Below are 18,387 nucleotides of genomic sequence, written 5' to 3'. Positions count from 1 at the left end.
CTATTTTTCCCCAAGAAATGGGCAAAATTACTAACAAAAACCAGATCGTTATAACTTATCCCCAGATCATTCACTAATTTTCAGTTATGTCTAATAACAACTAGTTATTTTATCTGGATCACACTAAGGACGTATTATCCGCTTATCCAATAAGTGACGAGAATTTACATTATGAAAAACTGGTTAAAGATACTATTAACGACAGTTGCACTATCAACTGCTTCAATTCAGGCAACATATGCTGCTACAGACGTAAAAGTGGGCATGTCCGGCCGCTACTATCCATTTACCTTTGTTGAAAAAGACAAACTACAAGGTTTTGAAGTAGACCTGTGGGATGAAATCGGCCGCCGTAACGACTATAAAGTTGAGTACGTAACCGCAAACTTCTCAGGTCTGTTTGGTCTGCTTGAGACAGGTCGCATCGATACTATCTCTAACCAGATCACTATGACTGAAGCACGTAAAGCAAAATATCTGTTTGCAAACCCGTATGTAGTTGACGGTGCACAAATCGCAGTACGTAAAGGCAATACGGAAATCAAAGGGATTGAAGACTTAGCCGGTAAGACTGTTGCGGTTAACCTGGGTTCTAACTTTGAGCAACTGCTAAAAGACTATGATAAAGAGAAGAAAATCAACATCAAAACCTATGACACAGGTATTGAACACGATGTTGCTCTGGGTCGCTCTGATGCATTCGTAATGGACAGACTATCGGTACTTGAACTGATTAAGAAGACAGGTCTGCCACTGGAGCTAGCCGGACAACCTTTCGATAAGATCGAAAACGCATGGCCTTTCGTCGATAACGAAAATGGCCGTAAACTACAGAAAGAAGTTAACCAGGCACTTGCTGCAATGAGAGCAGATGGTACCTTGGCTAAGATCTCTCAGAAATGGTTCGACGCAGATATCACTAAGTAATACAGGTCGAAAAGTAGCAGAAATTTAACTTCTGCTACTGCATTTTATACCCCTGCCTTAGGGGTATTTTTTTCATTAGCAAGTTAGCGGGTTGCCCATGAATTTTGATTTTCAGTATATGTTTGAGTTGCTGCCTATTCTGTTGAAGTATCTGGGCACAACCATGGAAATGGCGCTGTGGGGATTGGTATTCTCACTGATTATCGCTGTGGTGATTGCCAATATTCGTGTATTCCGGGTTCCTGTGCTGGATCAGCTAAGTCAGCTCTATATTAGCTTTTTCCGCGGTACTCCCCTTCTGGTTCAGCTTTTCCTGCTCTATTACGGCTTACCTCAGGTATTTCCGGTATTAGTCGGTTTAGATGCCTTTTCAGCCGCCGTAATAGGCCTGACTCTGCACTTTGCCGCCTATATGGCCGAGAGTATCAGGGCAGCTATTATCGGAATAGACAGAAGCCAGATGGAAGCCAGCCTTTCTGTGGGTATGACCACCTCACAGGCGATGAGAAGAATTATTCTTCCTCAGGCAACCCGTGTCGCTCTGCCTTCGCTGATGAACTACTTTATCGATATGATCAAGTCAACCTCTCTGGCTTTCACCTTAGGTGTGGCAGAGATAATGGCAAAAGCACAGATGGAAGCCTCTTCCAGCTTTAAGTTTTTTGAAGCCTTTCTTGCCGTTGCACTTATCTACTGGGGAGTAGTAGTGATACTTACCCGTGTTCAGATCTGGGCAGAAACAAAACTCAACAGGGCGTATCAAAGATGATCAGATTAAATAATATCCATAAAAGCTTCGGTGATAGTGCGGTTCTGTCTGGTATTGATATCGATATCCGTCAGGGAGAGATCATTGTCATCATTGGTTCCAGCGGTACCGGAAAATCGACCTTGTTGCGTTGTGTTAACTTCTTAGAGCAGCCTGATAAGGGAAGCATCACCATTGATGATGTCACTCTGGACAGTGAAAACTTCTCCAAAGCCGATGTTCTGGCATTAAGAAGAAAGACTGGCTTTGTTTTTCAGAACTATGCCCTGTTTGCTCACCTTACTGCTAAGCAGAATATTGCCGAAGGTCTTATTACCGTGCGTAACTGGAAAAAAGATCAGGCCTATGACAGAGCGCAACAGATACTGGATGATATCGGGCTTGGAGATAAAGCAGACAGCTACCCTTCTGCCCTGTCCGGTGGTCAGCAACAGCGGGTCGGTATCGGCCGGGCTATGGCACTCCAGCCTGAACTGCTGCTGTTTGATGAACCGACTTCGGCTTTAGATCCTGAATGGGTCGGTGAAGTACTTAACCTGATGAAAGAGCTGGCAACCCGCCATCAGACCATGCTGGTGGTCACTCATGAGATGCAATTTGCCCGTGAAGTGGCTGACAGGGTTATCTTTATGGCAGAAGGTAAGATTGTTGAACAGGGATCTCCACAGGATATCTTCGACAATCCACAGGATCCTAAACTTAAAAAGTTCTTAAATCAGGTTGGGATCGAGTAAAGATCCTTGCGATTTAGCTCACACTACGTATAATCCGTCGGCCGGAATTATTCGGCCGGTATGGACGAACAGTTATTGACTCTTAAGTAGTCAGTGATTACAATTCCGCCTCTTTGTTTGAGAGGCGTCGGATGTTAAGTCCCACGCCGGGTTTAACAAAAACCTATAAACTACTGATCAGTAAAAGGTATTAACAATGAAACGCACTTTTCAACCTTCAGTTCTAAAGCGCAAGCGTACTCACGGTTTCCGTGCACGCATGGCAACTAAGAACGGTCGTAAAGTAATTAATGCACGTCGTGCTAAAGGCCGTGCGCGCCTATCAAAATAATTCGCGATTATTTTGACTAAGTACGCGTTCAATCGGGAGTTACGCTTGTTAACTCCCGAGCATTATCAAAATGTATTCCAGCAAGCACACAGTGCTGGCTCACCTCATTTCACTATCATTGCCCGAAAGAACTCTCTTTCTCATCCCAGACTTGGCTTAGCCGTTCCTAAAAAACAGATTAAAACTGCTGTCGGCAGAAATCGATTTAAACGTCTGGCTCGTCAAAGCTTTAGAATGAAGCAACATCAACTGCCCAATAAAGATTTTGTTGTGATTGCGAAAAAGAGCGCGCAAGACCTGAGCAATGAAGAAATATTTAAATTATTTGATAAACTATGGCATCGCCTTTCTCGCCCCTCTCGTGGATAGCTATCGGATTGATTTATATATATAAGTTGGTTATCAGCCCGCTTATAGGTCCTCGCTGTCGCTTTACTCCGACCTGCTCAACTTATGCTTTAGAAGCAATAAAAATGCACGGTTTTGTAAAAGGGTGTTGGTTATCTGGCAAACGTCTATTAAAATGCCACCCTTTGAATGAAGGGGGTTTTGACCCCGTTCCACCAATCCAAGACAAAGACAGAGATAAATAACGATGGATTCACAACGTAATATCCTGCTTCTTGCACTGGTACTGGTTTCGTTCCTGCTGTATCAACAGTGGAACATTGAGAAGAACCCAGCACCTCAGCAAGCAGTACAGGCACAAAATGGCAGCACTCTACCTGCACCATCTATTGCAAGCGAACTGGACCCTGCTCCGCAGCAACAGTCTTCTGCCAAACTGATCACAGTGACAACAGATGTGTTAACTCTGTCTATTGATACCCTTGGTGGTGACGTTACTGCAGCGACTCTGAACCAGTATGATGCAGAACTGGACTCTGCTGACGCTTTCCAGCTTCTGAAAAACGAACCTGGACACGTTTATATTGCTCAGAGTGGTCTTATCGGTCCTCAGGGCATCGACCTGAGCAGCACCAACCGTCCTTCGTACACAGTGTCTGCTGACAGCTTTACCCTGGCTGATGGTGAAAACGAACTGCGCATTCCTATGACTTATGCAGCGAATGGCATTCAGTACACCAAAACCTTTATTCTTAAGCGTGGCCGCTATGATATCGATGTGGAATACACAGTCGATAACCAGTCAGGTGCCAACGCCACTATCGGAATGTACACTCACCTGCGTCAAAATGTTATGGATGCTGGTGGCAGTCTGACAATGCCGACATACCGCGGCGGTGCATACTCAACTCAGGATGTACGCTACAAGAAGTACAGCTTCGAAGATATGCAGGATCGTAACCTTTCGCTGAACCTGACTGACGGTCAGGGCTGGGTTGGTATGCTGCAACACTATTTCGCTTCAGCGTGGATTCCACGTAATGAGCCTGGTTCAACCATCTACACTCGTGTTATTGGCAACCTTGCTGATATCGGTGTGCGTATGCCGAACAAAACCATCGGCACAGGTGACCAGACACAACTGAAAGCAACCCTATGGGCAGGTCCTAAGCTACAGAAAGAGATGGCTGAAGTTGCCCCTAACCTTGACTTGGTAGTTGACTACGGCTGGCTATGGTTTATCGCTAAACCTCTGCACTGGTTGCTATCTATGATTCAGGGCGTTGTGGTTAACTGGGGTGTGTCAATTATTATCCTGACCTTTATCGTTCGTGGTGCTATGTACCCGCTGACGAAAGCTCAGTACACCTCTATGGCTAAGATGCGTATGCTTCAGCCTAAACTTCAGGCTATGCGTGAGCGTATCGGTGATGACCGTCAGCGCATGAGTCAGGAGATGATGGAACTGTATAAGAAAGAGAAAGTGAACCCGCTTGGTGGTTGTTTACCTATCTTCCTGCAGATGCCTATTTTCATTGCACTGTACTGGTCTCTGATGGAATCTGTTGAGCTGCGCCACTCGCCGTTCTTCGGCTGGATTACTGACCTGTCAGCTCAGGACCCATACTACATTCTGCCTCTGTTAATGGGTGCAAGTATGTTCCTGATCCAGAAGATGAGCCCGACAACAGTAACCGATCCTATGCAGCAGAAGATTATGACCTTCATGCCGATCATGTTTACTGGTTTCTTCCTGTTCTTCCCTTCAGGTCTGGTACTGTACTGGTTGGTGTCTAACATAGTGACGCTAATTCAACAGTCGTTGATTTACCGGAATCTGGAAAAGAAAGGCTTACATTCCAAGTAAGATGAAATAAACACTTAGAAAGGCGGCCAAAAGGTCGCCTTTTTGTTTTTGCCTGATTACAATTCAGGCAGAGAGAATTCATAGCCAGTGACGTTGTCGAATCAAAAACGTCACTGCATATTTTATTTAGGTATTGAGATGACCACAGACACTATAGTCGCGCAGGCTACGGCTCCCGGAAGAGGTGGTGTTGGCATAATACGAGTATCAGGCCCCAAAGCGGCTCAGGTAGCTCTGCAAATGACCGGAAAAACATTAAAGCCGAGATACGCAGAGTATCTGCCATTTAAAGCTGAAGATGGTTCCGAACTTGATCAGGGTATCGCACTGTTTTTCCCTAACCCGAACTCTTTTACCGGCGAAGATGTTTTAGAACTTCAGGGCCACGGTGGCCCAATTGTTATGGATATGCTGATAAAGCGCATCCTGACTATAGAAAATGTACGTTCCGCCCGCCCGGGAGAGTTCTCAGAACGTGCTTTCCTTAACGACAAAATGGATTTGGCTCAGGCTGAAGCTATTGCTGATCTGATCGATGCCAGCTCGGAACAGGCAGCAAAATCCGCCCTGCTTTCACTGCAAGGACAGTTTTCTAACAAAATTAACCTGTTAGTTGAGTCTCTTATCCATTTAAGGATCTATGTGGAAGCCGCCATCGACTTTCCGGAAGAGGAGATCGACTTTCTGGCTGACGGAAAGGTCAGCGCCGATCTGCAGGGGATCATAGATAACCTCAAAGCAGTAAGGGAAGAGGCCAATCAGGGCGCCATTATGCGCGAAGGCATGAAAGTGGTTATCGCCGGACGCCCTAACGCCGGTAAATCCAGTCTGTTAAATGCCCTCTCAGGCAAAGATTCAGCGATAGTAACGGATATAGCAGGAACCACCCGGGATGTACTACGGGAGCATATCCATATTGACGGTATGCCCTTGCATATCATAGATACTGCCGGCCTCAGGGATGCCATCGACGAAGTAGAAAGAATCGGTATCGACCGGGCATGGGAAGAGATAGCTCAGGCTGACAGGGTGCTGTTTATGGTGGATGGCACCACAACTGACGCAACGGATCCTAAAGAAATCTGGCCGGACTTTATCGACCGGCTTCCGGATAACGTCGGTATCACGGTGATCCGTAATAAAGCTGACCAGACAGGCGAAGATCTGGGTATCTGCCATGTTAACTCCCCTACTCTTATCCGCCTGTCAGCAAAAACCGGACAAGGTGTCGAGGCACTAAGGACTCACCTGAAAGAGTGTATGGGCTTCTCCGGCAGTTCAGAAGGCAGCTTTATGGCCAGAAGACGCCATTTAGAAGCGCTGGAGAAAGCGTCTGAGCATCTGGATATTGGTCAGCAGCAACTTGAAGGCTTTATGGCCGGAGAGATTCTGGCTGAAGAGCTAAGAATTGCCCAGCAGCACCTGAATGAAATTACCGGTGAATTTAGCTCAGATGATCTTCTGGGACGGATATTCTCCTCTTTCTGTATTGGTAAATAGGGTGGTTTCCACCCTATTTTTTTAAAGGAACCTATATGATTCAAATAATTACAGGCAGCACGCTAGGTGGTGCAGAGTACGTTGGCGATCATCTGAGTGATCTGCTGTCAGAGCAGGGCAAAGAGAGCCAGATTCACAACAACCCCGATATCAATGATATTCCGGCACAAGGCACCTGGCTGATCATCACCTCGACTCATGGTGCAGGCGAATACCCTGACAACATAAAAGCTTTCTTCCATCAGCTTCAAAGCACGCCTCCACGTATGGATCAGGTGAAATATGCTGTAGTCGCCCTCGGAGACTCAAGCTACGACACCTTCTGCGCAGCAGGAAAAAATGCTTTTGAGCTTCTTCAGGACATAGGAGCAACACCTATTACTGACTGTTTTACCATAGATGTTCTCTCTTCTCCGGTTCCTGAAGAACCTGCCGAAATCTGGCTAAAACAACACCTGAATAACTTCTGAAAATAGAAGGTTACGGAATTAAACCTCTGTAACCTTTTGTTTTTAAAGGTCTTACTCTAGCAGTTTCCAAAACTATCTACAGTTATTCAACTATTAAGCCACCCAATATCCTCATTTGTGAATAAAATCGATTTATCCAGTGATTAACATATAGTTATCCAAATAATAAGATCCTTTCTTAAATCCACCTGTTGATAACTAGCTATTTTGATCCCAGCTAATCCTCCTGTAGATCAAAGAATGATCACAAAAAACGATCGTATAAATCCTTTTGATCTTATTGATCATTTTTCGCTTATCCACATGATCAGTTCTGCCTAATAATAGATCCAATAAAAGATCTCTATATAAGATCTTATATATAATTAAGCTCTTTTGCCTGATCCAAAATTTCGTTAAAGCCGTTTTATCACTTGATTAAAACAGGTAGAATAGCGCTCCTTTTATTTACCTCTTTTAGCTTGAATACCCTAAGGTCGGTCCATGCTTTATCACGAAAAATTTGATGTCATCGTAATTGGTGGCGGTCATGCTGGAACGGAAGCCGCACTTGCATCAGCAAGAACAGGTCAGAAAACCCTGTTGCTTACCCACAATATTGATACCTTGGGCCAGATGTCCTGTAACCCGGCGATAGGTGGGATAGGTAAAGGTCATCTGGTAAAAGAGGTTGATGCCTTAGGCGGGATCATGGCTCAGGCCATCGATAAAGCGGGTATTCAGTTCAGAACACTAAATGCCTCAAAAGGACCTGCTGTAAGAGCAACCAGAGCACAGGCGGATCGATTACTGTATAAATCCGCCATCAGACAAGTGCTGGAGAACACAGAGAACCTCACCCTGTTTCAACAACCGGCCGATGATCTTATTGTAGAAAACCATCAGGTTACTGGTGTTGTTACTCAGATGGGACTTAAATTCCATGCCAAAGCGGTTGTGTTAACTGTCGGGACCTTTCTTGGGGGTAAGATTCATATTGGTATGGAAAACTCGTCAGGAGGCCGTGCAGGCGATCCTCCGTCGATCGCCCTTGCCCAGCGTTTGCGTGAGTTACCGTTACGGGTGGATCGTTTAAAAACCGGTACGCCGCCGAGAATCGACGCCAACAGTGTTGATTTCTCTCAGTTGGAAGCGCAACACGGTGATGATCCTACTCCGGTATTCTCGTTTTTAGGTAAACGGGAAGATCATCCGCGTCAGATCCCATGCTTTATTACTCATACCAATGAGAAAACTCACGATGTTATCCGGGCGAACCTTGACAGAAGCCCTATGTATGCAGGTGTAATTGAAGGGATTGGTCCGAGATACTGTCCGTCAATCGAAGACAAAGTGATGCGCTTTGCTGATAAGAACAGCCATCAGATCTTTATTGAGCCTGAAGGGCTGACTACAACAGAACTCTACCCTAATGGTATCTCTACCAGCCTGCCGTTTGATGTTCAGGTTGAGATTGTCCGTTCAATGAAAGGCTTTGAGAACGCGCATATTATGAGACCAGGTTACGCTATTGAATACGATTTCTTCGATCCGCGCGATCTGAAGCAGACCTACGAGAGCAAGTTTATTAAAGGTCTGTTCTTTGCCGGACAGATCAACGGAACCACAGGATACGAAGAAGCGGCGGCTCAGGGGCTGATGGCCGGCCTGAACGCCAGCTTGTTTACGCAGGACAAAGAGGGCTGGAGCCCTCGTCGTGATCAGGCCTATATGGGCGTGCTGATAGACGATCTTTCTACCATGGGCACCAAAGAACCTTACCGCATGTTTACTTCCCGTGCGGAATATCGCCTGTTATTGCGTGAAGACAATGCGGATCTACGCCTTACTGAACAGGGCCGTGAACTCGGATTGATCGATGATGTGCGCTGGGCACGCTTCAACGAGAAAGTTGAAAATATTGAGCGTGAAAGGCAGAGATTAAGTGAAAGCTGGATGAATCCTAAGTCAGAGAACATTGATCAGCTTAACGCCTTGCTTAAAACGCCTATGTCGCGGGAAGCGAGTGGCGAAGATCTACTGCGTCGTCCGGAGATTAATTATCAACAACTTACTTCGCTGGATGACTTTGCGCCTGCACTGGATGATAAACAGGCTTCCGAACAGGTTGAGATTCAGGTTAAGTATGAAGGTTATATCCAGCGTCAGAAAGACGAAATAGAAAAGTCTCTGCGTCACGAAGCAACTAAGTTGCCTGTTGATCTTGATTATGCTCAGGTTAAAGGGTTATCCAACGAGGTTGTGGTTAAGCTGAATGAGGCTAAGCCGGAATCTATCGGTGTAGCTTCACGTATTTCTGGTATTACTCCGGCGGCGATATCTATCCTGCTTGTTCATCTGAAGAAACAAGGCATGCTGAAGAAGGGAGAAGCGTAAATGGAAGCATTATCTCAAACGCTGGATAATCTTATTCAGCAAACTGATTTGTCGGTAGATGATAAACAGCGAGAGCAATTAGTTGGTTATGTCCGCCTGCTGGATAAGTGGAACAAAGCCTATAACCTGACTTCAGTACGTAATCCTATGGAAATGCTGGTCAAACATATTATGGACAGTATTGTCGTCAGCCCGCACCTGTTTGGTGAACGCCTGATTGATGTGGGTACTGGTCCGGGGTTACCGGGCATTCCGTTGGCGATAATGAATCCGGATAAACAGTTTTTCCTGCTGGACAGCCTTGGTAAGCGAATCCGTTTTATTAAACAGGTTCTGCATGAGCTGGGCATTGATAATGTCACTACGGTTCAGAGCCGGGTTGAAGAGTTTCAGCCTGAAGAGAAGTTTGATGTGGTGCTTAGCCGCGCGTTTGCCTCCATCACGGATATGGTGGAATGGTGTCAGCACCTGCCAAAAAGAGACACAGGTCAATTTTTGGCACTTAAAGGTCAGCTTCCGCAACAAGAAATCGCTCAGTTACCAGAGTGGTGTAGTGTGATCGAAATCAAAGCTTTGAAAGTTCCAGAGCTGGAAGGTGAACGACATCTTGTAGTCTTAGCTCATCAGGAAAAATAGAGAGGTTACTGTGGGAAGAATTATTGCTATAGCCAACCAGAAAGGCGGTGTCGGTAAAACGACGACATGTATCAACCTGGCCGCTTCCATGGCTGCAACCAAGCGTAAGGTGTTGGTTATTGATCTTGACCCACAGGGCAACGCGACTATGGCCAGCGGGGTTGATAAGTATCAGGTGGATGCCACTGCTTACGACCTGCTGGTAGAAGATACGCCTTTCAATGAGGTGGTCTGCACGACAACCAGCGGCGGTTACGATTTAATCGCTGCTAACGGTGATGTGACCGCGGCAGAAATCAAATTGATGGAAGTTTTTGCCCGGGAAGTGCGGTTAAAAAATGCACTATCTTCAATTCGCGATAACTATGATTTCATCTTTATAGATTGTCCCCCTTCACTAAACCTTCTTACAATCAACGCAATGGCAGCTGCAGATTCTGTTCTTGTGCCTATGCAGTGTGAATATTTTGCACTGGAAGGACTGACAGCTCTAATGGATACCATTAGCAAGCTTGCCGCTGTTGTAAATGAAAACTTAAAAATAGAAGGTTTATTACGAACCATGTTTGATCCGAGAAACCGACTTTCAAACGAAGTTTCCGATCAACTGAAGAAGCATTTTGGTGGAAAAGTATACCGAACTGTGATTCCTCGTAATGTTCGATTAGCAGAAGCCCCTAGTCATGGCAGACCAGCTATGTATTATGATAAGCACTCCGCCGGCGCAAAAGCGTACTTAGCCCTGGCAGGAGAGATTCTTCGTCGTGAAGAAGTCCCGGCTTGATTTAATTAGGAACAGAGGAATACACCTGAATGTCTAAACGTGGTTTAGGAAAAGGCTTAGATGCCTTATTAGCGACCAGCTCTCTAGCCAGAGAAAAACAGCAGATAGCGACAAAAAGTCAGTCCATTTCCGTTGAAGGCGATTTGGCTGAAATTGCTGTCTCTGATTTAAAGCCTGGTGTATATCAGCCGCGCAAAGAGATGTCGGAAGAGGCTCTGGAAGAGCTGTCGGCATCTATCCAGTCCCAGGGCATTATTCAACCTATTGTTGTCAGGCCTTTAGAGAGTGGCGGTTATGAAATTATTGCCGGTGAACGCCGCTGGCGCGCAGCACGGCAAGCCGGGCTGAAACAGGTACCGTGCGTTGTTAAAAACGTACAGGACAGAGCCGCCATTGCTATGGCGCTTATTGAAAACATTCAGCGTGAAGACCTGAATGTGATTGAAGAGGCTCAGGCGTTAGAGCGTCTTCAGGATGAGTTTGAACTGACTCATCAGCAAGTGGCTGACGTAATTGGTAAATCACGCACAACCGTCACCAACCTGCTCAGACTGAATCAACTGGACACAGAAGTGAAGCAGTTGGTTGAGAAGAAACGACTGGAAATGGGCCATGCCCGTACTCTGCTGGCGCTAAAAAGCGGAGAGCAGACAGAAGTCGCTAAGATTATCTCAGATAAGCAGATGACAGTGCGTCAGGCTGAACAGTACGTTAAGAAGTACCTTCAGCCAAAAGCATCAACTGAAAAAGTGGTTGATAATGAAGCCGTTGCTATTTCAGAGCGGTTAAGCCAGAGCATAGGCTCCAACGTGAGTCTGGTGCGTAGCAGCAACGGTAAATCAAAAATGACCATCACTTTTGATGAACCTCACAAACTAGAGAAATTAATTAAGCTGCTGGAAAGCCATTAATTGTCTCTGTAAAAAAGAAATTTGTTACAAGAATTCTTGCGAAAGTTGTAGGTTTGTAAACAAAAACGTTAATTAATGCTGTAAATTTATTGCATTCAGCATGACTGACCGTATAATTTTCGCCGTTTTTCCAAGCACAGTGAAGTGAATATAAAAAGTGCGCAGTTGGAATAAAAATCGAGGTATGAATACATGGTAGCTACGCTAGCGCGACCAGGGCGAGAGCTTGCAAAGCGATTGTTATTGATTCAATCTAGCGTGGTTACAGTTGTAGCAGCAGGAATGGCTATTGCCGTGAATGTTGATTGGGGAGTATCTGCGCTAGTTGGTGGTGGTATTTTTGTTATCGCCAATGCAGTTTTTGCGTTTTTCGCCTTTATGTTTAGCGGGGCTCGTGCTGCGAAAGCGGTCACGGCGTCGTTTTATACGGGTGAAGCATTAAAAATTTCAATCACAGTCATTCTATTTTCTGTCGCTTACATGTATATGCAGGTGGACTTAGTTCCCCTGAAACTAACCTATTTGCTGGCGTTAGGGATTAACATCTTTTTGCCAGCGCTATTCATTAACAAAAAAAAATAGGATGAGTTATGGCTGCGCCAGGTGAAGCGCTAACAGCGTCCGGATATATTGATCACCACCTCGCTAACCTCTCTTTATACAAGTTAGGTTTAGTGGCGGAGGAGACCAGTTTCTGGAACGTTCATATTGATAGCCTGTTTTTTTCTGTGTTTACAGGGATGTTATTCCTTTGGGTATTTCGCTCTGTAGCAAAGAAAGCAACAGTAGGTGTACCGGGTAAGTTGCAATGTGCTGTAGAAATGTTGGTTGAATTTGTCGCTGATAACGTCAAAGAAACCTTCCATGGACGCAACCCATTGATAGCGCCTTTGGCACTGACTATCTTTTGCTGGGTATTGCTAATGAACATCATGGACTTAGTGCCAATTGATTTCTTGCCATATCCTGCACAGCATTGGCTGGGTATCCCTTATTTGAAAGTGGTTCCTTCTGCTGATGTAAATATCACCATGGCAATGGCTCTGGGCGTGTTTACTTTGATGATCTATTACAGCATCAAAATAAAAGGTCTGGGCGGATTTGCGAAAGAACTTGCTTTACACCCATTTAATCATCCTGTGATGATTCCGTTTAACCTGCTTCTTGAGGTGGTTTCGCTACTGGCTAAACCTCTTTCACTTGGTATGCGTCTATTCGGAAACATGTTTGCAGGTGAGGTTGTATTCATTCTTATCGCGGCGTTGCTACCGTGGTGGTTACAATGGTTAGGTGCTCTTCCGTGGGCAATTTTCCATATTCTAGTTATTTGTATCCAGGCGTTTGTGTTCATGATGCTGACTATCGTATATCTGTCGATGGCACATGAAGACCCGGATCACTAATTAATTTAACAAAGCTTTTTTAGGCAAAATTGCCAACAACTATATATTGGAGATAGTAATGGAAACTTTACTGAGCTTTTCAGCAATCGCTGTAGGTCTTATTGTCGGTATGGCGGCTCTAGGGACAGCGATCGGTTTTGCAATTCTGGGTGGTAAATTCCTTGAAGGTGCAGCTCGTCAACCTGAGATGGCTCCTATGCTACAAGTTAAGATGTTCATCATCGCGGGTCTACTTGATGCGATCCCAATGATCGGTATCGTAATCGCACTTCTATTCACATTCGCTAACCCATTCGTTGGTTCTCTACAATAAGTAGCTCAAAGAAACTAGTACTTTGAACTTGATGAACTAATAGAGGGGTAGCTGTTGTGAATATGAACGCAACTCTGCTAGGTCAAGCTATCGCATTCACATTATTTGTGTGGTTCTGCATGAAATATGTATGGCCGCCAATTATGGGTGCTATCGAAGAGCGTCAGAAGAAAATTGCTGACGGTCTGCTGGCTGCTGAAAGAGCAGCAAAAGACTTAGATCTAGCACAAGCCAACGCTTCTGACCAATTGAAAGAAGCGAAGCGCACAGCAACAGAGGTCATTGACGCAGCGAACAAACGTAAAGCTCAAATTATTGATGAAGCTCGCGAGGAAGCTCAGGCAGAACGCCAGAAAATCCTTGCTCAGGCAGAAGCAGAAATTGAAGCAGAACGTAATCGCGCGAAAGATGAACTGCGCAAACAAGTTGCTACTCTGGCTTTAGCTGGTGCGGAGAAAATCCTTGAGCGTTCTATCGATAAAGATGCGCAAAAAGATATTCTCGACAACATTACTGCAAAACTTTAAAGCAGGGGGCGCATATGTCTGAATTGACTACAATAGCACGCCCCTATGCTAAAGCAGCGTTTGACTTTGCTGTAGAAAAAGGGGCACTGGATCAATGGAGCCAGATGCTGACTTTCGCTACAGAAGTGACAAAAAATAAAGAGATTAAAGAACTGCTTTCTGGTTCTGCTTCTGCTGACAAACTAGCAGAAATCTTTATTGCCGTTTGCGGCGAACAGTTTGATGAACATGGCCAGAACCTGCTAAGGGTGATGGCTGAGAATGGCCGGTTAAAGGCCCTTCCTGATGTTTGTGAAGAGTTCCTGGCCCTGAAACATGAGCTGGAGAAGGTGATGGATGTGGAAGTTCTTTCCGCCTCTAAGCTGACAAAAGAACAACTTGCCAATATCAGCAGCAAACTTGAGAAGCGTCTTGAACGTAAAGTTAACCTGAATTGCAGTGTAGATGAGGCCCTACTTGGTGGGGTTATTATTCGAGCCGGAGACTTAGTCATCGATAACTCAACTCGCGGTCAGATCGACCGTCTGAGCGATGCATTGCAGTCTTGATGGGGATTGGAGCATGCAACTTAATTCCACGGAAATAAGCGATCTAATCAAACAACGTATCGAATCTTTCGAAGTTGTTAGTGAAGCTCGTAATGAAGGTACTATCGTATCGGTAAGCGATGGTATTATTCGCATTCACGGCCTAGCGGACGTGATGCAAGGTGAAATGATTGAAATACCGGGTGGTCGTTATGCACTCGCACTTAACCTTGAGCGTGACTCGGTTGGTGCGGTTGTAATGGGCCCATATGCTGACCTACAGGAAGGCATGAAAGTAACAGGTACTGGCCGTATCCTTGAGGTACCAGTAGGTCCTGAACTACTAGGTCGTGTGGTAAACACACTGGGTGAGCCTATCGATGGTAAAGGTCCAATCGAAGCGAAACTGACTTCTCCTGTAGAAGTTATTGCTCCGGGTGTAATCGACCGTAAATCGGTAGACCAGCCTGTACAAACTGGTTATAAGTCAGTTGACTCCATGATCCCAATTGGTCGTGGCCAGCGTGAACTTATCATCGGTGACCGTCAGACAGGTAAAACCGCGATGGCTATCGATGCCATCATCAACCAGAGAGATTCTGGAATCTACTCTATCTATGTTGCTATCGGTCAGAAAGCATCAACTATCGCAAACGTAGTACGTAAGCTTGAAGAGCACGGCGCACTACAAAACACGATTGTTGTTGTTGCTTCTGCATCTGAATCTGCTGCGCTTCAGTATCTGGCGCCTTACGCAGGTTGTGCAATGGGTGAGTACTTCCGTGATCGTGGTGAAGATGCACTGATTGTTTATGATGATCTATCTAAGCAAGCGGTAGCGTATCGTCAGATCTCTCTACTACTGAAACGCCCACCAGGCCGTGAAGCATTCCCTGGGGATGTATTCTATCTTCACTCTCGTCTTCTAGAGCGTGCTGCTCGTGTAAACGAAGAGTATGTAGAGAAGTTCACTAAGGGTGAAGTGAAAGGTAAGACCGGTTCATTGACTGCTCTTCCTATCATCGAAACTCAGGCTGGTGACGTATCCGCATTCGTACCTACCAACGTAATCTCGATTACCGATGGTCAGATCTTCCTGCAAACTGAGCTGTTCAACGCGGGCGTACGTCCGGCGGTTGACCCAGGTATCTCAGTATCTCGTGTAGGTGGTTCAGCACAGACGAAAATCATCAAGAAGCTTTCAGGTGGTATCCGTACCGCTCTGGCACAGTATCGTGAACTAGCTGCGTTTGCTCAGTTCTCATCTGACCTTGATGAAGCGACAAAGAAACAGCTAGACCATGGTCAAAAAGTTACAGAGCTAATGAAGCAGAAACAATATGCTCCAATGTCTGTATTTGATCAGTCTCTTGTTATCTTTGCGGCAGAACGTGGTTATCTGGAAAACATCGAGCTGAACAAGCTTGCTGATTTCGAAGATGCACTACTTTCGTTTGCTCGTAGCCAGTTTGCCGATTTTGTAAAAGAGATCGATACAACGGGTGCATACAACGATGAAATCGAAGCACAACTTAAGAAGATTGTGGACGATTTCGTAGCAACCCAGACCTGGTAATTGATAAGTGAGTGGGTGGCCTTAGGGTCACCATTAACGAAGTTATCATAAAGAGAGAGTAATACGATGGCCGGCGCAAAAGAGATTCGTACTAAGATCGGGAGTGTTAAAAGCACTCAGAAGATCACGAAAGCGATGGAAATGGTAGCAGCTTCAAAAATGCGTCGTTCGCAAGACGCAATGGGAGCTTCCCGTCCATATGCTGAAACAATGCGTAAAGTGATCGGTCATTTGGCTAACGGTAATCTGGAGTACAAACATCCGTACCTGGAAGAGCGTGAAGCCAAACGTGTTGGTTACATCATGATTTCTACTGACCGCGGCTTGTGTGGTGGCCTGAACATTAACTTGTTCAAGAAAGCCATGTTAGACATGCAAGAGTGGAAAGAGAAAGGTGCAGACGTTGATTTGGCCGTTATCGGTTCAAAAGCAACAGCATTTTTCAATAACAGTGGCGCTAAGGTAGCTGCTCAGGTTTCAGGTCTTGGCGATGAGCCTAGTCTTGAAGATCTGATTGGTTCTGTTGGCGTAATGCTGAAGAAATATGATGAAGGTGAGTTAGATCGCCTGTACGTGGTGTTTAACAAGTTTGTAAATACCATGGTTCAAGAACCAACGATCGATCAATTGCTACCTTTGCCTAAATCGGACAGCGAAGAAATGCAGCGCACTCATTCTTGGGACTACATTTATGAGCCCGAGCCAAAGCCACTACTGGATGCCCTTCTGGTTCGTTACGTCGAATCTCAGGTGTATCAGGGTGTGGTAGAGAACCTTGCCTGTGAGCAAGCGGCTCGAATGATTGCGATGAAAGCAGCAACAGATAATGCAAGTAACCTGATTGAAGACTTAGAACTTGTGTATAACAAGGCGCGTCAAGCGGCGATTACACAAGAACTGTCGGAAATTGTTTCGGGTGCTGCAGCGGTTTAAGCATAGGTAAAACTTAATAGTTAGAGGATTAACGATGGCTACAGGTAAGATCGTACAGATCATCGGTGCGGTAGTCGACGTAGAGTTCCCACAGGGCGAAGTACCACGTGTATACGATGCTCTGAATGTTGTTGATTCAAAAGAACGTCTGGTTCTTGAAGTTCAGCAGCAGCTTGGCGGTGGCGTAGTTCGCGCAATCGTAATGGGTAGCTCTGATGGTTTACGTCGTGGATTAGTAGTAGAAAACACTGGCGCTCCAATCACTGTACCAGTAGGTACAAAAACTCTTGGTCGTATCATGAACGTTCTTGGTGATGCGATTGATGAATGTGGTGATATCGGCGCTGAAGAGCACTACGCTATTCACCGTGAAGCACCAAGCTATGAAGAGCAGTCTAACGCGACTGAGCTTCTAGAAACTGGTGTTAAAGTTATTGACTTGGTTTGTCCATTCGCTAAGGGTGGTAAAATCGGTCTGTTTGGTGGTGCAGGTGTAGGTAAGACCGTTAACATGATGGAACTTATCAACAACATCGCACTACAACACTCAGGTCTTTCAGTATTTGCGGGTGTAGGTGAACGTACTCGTGAAGGTAATGACTTCTACTATGAGATGCAGGAAGCAGGCGTTGTAAACGTTGAGAATCCTGAAGAGTCTAAAGTAGCAATGGTATATGGCCAGATGAACGAGCCACCGGGCAACCGTCTACGTGTTGCACTGACTGGCCTGACAATGGCAGAGCGTTTCCGTGACGAAGGTCGTGACGTACTGCTGTTCATCGATAACATCTATCGTTATACCCTTGCGGGTACAGAGGTATCGGCTCTGCTAGGTCGTATGCCATCTGCGGTAGGTTATCAGCCAACACTTGCTGAAGAAATGGGTGTTCTGCAGGAGCGTATCACATCAACTCGTCAGGGTTCTATCACGTCTGTACAGGCGGTATATGTACCTGCGGATGACTTGACTGACCCGTCTCCGGCAACAACATTTGCCCACTTGGATGCAACGGTTGTACTAAGCCGTAACATCGCCGCTATGGGTCTGTACCCAGCGATCGATCCACTGGATTCTACCTCTCGTCAGCTAGATCCATTGGTAGTAGGTCAGGAACACTACGACACAGCTCGTGGCGTTCAGTCTACTCTTCAGCGCTATAAAGAGCTGAAAGATATCATCGCAATCCTGGGTATGGATGAGCTGTCTGAAGAAGATAAGCTAGTGGTATCACGTGCACGTAAGATTGAGCGTTTCCTGACTCAGCCTTATCACGTAGCGGAAGTATTTACAGGTGACCCGGGTATCTACGTACCTCTTAAAGAGACTCTACGTGGCTTCAAAGGTCTGCTAACTGGTGAATACGATGACATTCCAGAGCAAGCGTTTATGTACTGCGGTACTATTGACGATGCTATTGAGAATGCTAAGAAGCTATAAGGCTAAATAGGAGGCGA

The 18,387-nt window shown here is 45.6% G+C and carries 21 protein-coding genes; all 21 read left to right on the top strand.

The features are described from left to right. Positions 1-171 precede the first annotated feature (171 nt). The 21 genes from PK654_RS15880 to atpD all read left to right on the top strand — a co-directional run bounded on the left by PK654_RS15880 (position 172) and on the right by atpD (position 18,370). Positions 172-927, top strand: coding sequence for an amino acid ABC transporter substrate-binding protein (locus PK654_RS15880; protein WP_271696900.1), 756 nt, complete (start codon positions 172-174; stop codon positions 925-927). 97 nt (positions 928-1,024) lie between these two features. After that, positions 1,025-1,696 (top strand): amino acid ABC transporter permease, encoded by a 672-nt coding sequence (locus tag PK654_RS15875; RefSeq protein ID WP_271696899.1) that lies wholly within the window; start codon positions 1,025-1,027, stop codon positions 1,694-1,696. Next, positions 1,693-2,430 carry an amino acid ABC transporter ATP-binding protein gene (locus PK654_RS15870; RefSeq protein WP_271696898.1) on the top strand — a complete coding sequence of 246 codons (738 nt, stop codon included), beginning with the start codon at positions 1,693-1,695 and terminating at the stop codon, positions 2,428-2,430. The genes PK654_RS15875 and PK654_RS15870 overlap by 4 nt, the downstream gene beginning before the upstream one ends. A gap of 196 nt (positions 2,431-2,626) precedes the next feature. Beyond that, positions 2,627-2,761 (top strand): 50S ribosomal protein L34, encoded by a 135-nt coding sequence (gene rpmH / locus PK654_RS15865; RefSeq protein ID WP_006880025.1) that lies wholly within the window; start codon positions 2,627-2,629, stop codon positions 2,759-2,761. 45 nt (positions 2,762-2,806) lie between these two features. After that, positions 2,807-3,130 (top strand): ribonuclease P protein component, encoded by a 324-nt coding sequence (rnpA, locus tag PK654_RS15860; RefSeq protein WP_271696897.1) that lies wholly within the window; start codon positions 2,807-2,809, stop codon positions 3,128-3,130. Then, a complete protein-coding gene (yidD, locus tag PK654_RS15855) occupies positions 3,097-3,354 on the top strand; it encodes a membrane protein insertion efficiency factor YidD (RefSeq protein WP_271696896.1) in 258 nt (85 codons plus the stop codon). Before rnpA ends, yidD begins: the two co-directional genes overlap by 34 nt. Positions 3,355-3,356: 2 nt before the next feature. Then, positions 3,357-4,976 carry a membrane protein insertase YidC gene (yidC, locus tag PK654_RS15850; protein ID WP_271696895.1) on the top strand — a complete coding sequence of 540 codons (1,620 nt, stop codon included), beginning with the start codon at positions 3,357-3,359 and terminating at the stop codon, positions 4,974-4,976. Between the two features lie 138 nt (positions 4,977-5,114). Further along, positions 5,115-6,476: a tRNA uridine-5-carboxymethylaminomethyl(34) synthesis GTPase MnmE gene (gene mnmE, locus PK654_RS15845; RefSeq protein WP_271696894.1), complete on the top strand. Its 1,362-nt coding sequence runs from the start codon at positions 5,115-5,117 to the stop codon at positions 6,474-6,476. 35 nt (positions 6,477-6,511) lie between these two features. Continuing rightward, positions 6,512-6,946 carry an FMN-binding protein MioC gene (mioC, locus tag PK654_RS15840; RefSeq protein ID WP_271696893.1) on the top strand — a complete coding sequence of 145 codons (435 nt, stop codon included), beginning with the start codon at positions 6,512-6,514 and terminating at the stop codon, positions 6,944-6,946. Positions 6,947-7,429: 483 nt separating this feature from the next. Next, positions 7,430-9,322, top strand: a complete 1,893-nt coding sequence (gene mnmG / locus PK654_RS15835; RefSeq protein WP_271696892.1) for a tRNA uridine-5-carboxymethylaminomethyl(34) synthesis enzyme MnmG — start codon at positions 7,430-7,432, stop codon at positions 9,320-9,322. Further along, positions 9,323-9,958 (top strand): 16S rRNA (guanine(527)-N(7))-methyltransferase RsmG, encoded by a 636-nt coding sequence (gene rsmG / locus PK654_RS15830; RefSeq protein ID WP_271696891.1) that lies wholly within the window; start codon positions 9,323-9,325, stop codon positions 9,956-9,958. A gap of 10 nt (positions 9,959-9,968) precedes the next feature. Continuing rightward, entirely contained in the window at positions 9,969-10,742 is a 774-nt protein-coding gene (locus tag PK654_RS15825) for a ParA family protein (protein ID WP_271696890.1), read from the top strand. 29 nt (positions 10,743-10,771) lie between these two features. Beyond that, a complete protein-coding gene (locus PK654_RS15820; RefSeq protein ID WP_271696889.1) occupies positions 10,772-11,653 on the top strand; it encodes a ParB/RepB/Spo0J family partition protein in 882 nt (293 codons plus the stop codon). A gap of 192 nt (positions 11,654-11,845) precedes the next feature. Further along, a complete protein-coding gene (locus PK654_RS15815) occupies positions 11,846-12,235 on the top strand; it encodes a F0F1 ATP synthase subunit I (RefSeq protein WP_271696888.1) in 390 nt (129 codons plus the stop codon). 8 nt (positions 12,236-12,243) lie between these two features. Continuing rightward, complete coding sequence (gene atpB / locus PK654_RS15810) at positions 12,244-13,056, top strand: F0F1 ATP synthase subunit A (protein WP_271696886.1); 813 nt, start codon at positions 12,244-12,246, stop codon at positions 13,054-13,056. 58 nt (positions 13,057-13,114) lie between these two features. Next, complete coding sequence (atpE, locus tag PK654_RS15805) at positions 13,115-13,369, top strand: F0F1 ATP synthase subunit C (protein ID WP_271696885.1); 255 nt, start codon at positions 13,115-13,117, stop codon at positions 13,367-13,369. A 56-nt stretch (positions 13,370-13,425) separates the two neighbouring features. Beyond that, entirely contained in the window at positions 13,426-13,896 is a 471-nt protein-coding gene (gene atpF / locus PK654_RS15800) for a F0F1 ATP synthase subunit B (protein ID WP_271696884.1), read from the top strand. Positions 13,897-13,910: 14 nt separating this feature from the next. Then, entirely contained in the window at positions 13,911-14,444 is a 534-nt protein-coding gene (atpH, locus tag PK654_RS15795; RefSeq protein WP_271696883.1) for a F0F1 ATP synthase subunit delta, read from the top strand. Positions 14,445-14,457: 13 nt separating this feature from the next. Beyond that, positions 14,458-15,999, top strand: coding sequence for a F0F1 ATP synthase subunit alpha (gene atpA / locus PK654_RS15790; protein ID WP_271696881.1), 1,542 nt, complete (start codon positions 14,458-14,460; stop codon positions 15,997-15,999). Between the two features lie 66 nt (positions 16,000-16,065). After that, entirely contained in the window at positions 16,066-16,932 is an 867-nt protein-coding gene (gene atpG / locus PK654_RS15785) for a F0F1 ATP synthase subunit gamma (RefSeq protein WP_271696880.1), read from the top strand. Positions 16,933-16,966: 34 nt separating this feature from the next. Continuing rightward, positions 16,967-18,370: a F0F1 ATP synthase subunit beta gene (gene atpD, locus PK654_RS15780; protein WP_271696879.1), complete on the top strand. Its 1,404-nt coding sequence runs from the start codon at positions 16,967-16,969 to the stop codon at positions 18,368-18,370. Positions 18,371-18,387: the final 17 nt, after the last annotated feature.

Origin of the sequence: Vibrio sp. SCSIO 43137, assembly GCF_028201475.1 — a bacterium.
Classification (GTDB): Bacteria; Pseudomonadota; Gammaproteobacteria; order Enterobacterales; family Vibrionaceae; genus Vibrio.
The sequence above is the reverse complement of the archived record's forward strand: the minus strand, read 5'-3'. Positions and strand labels throughout refer to the sequence as shown.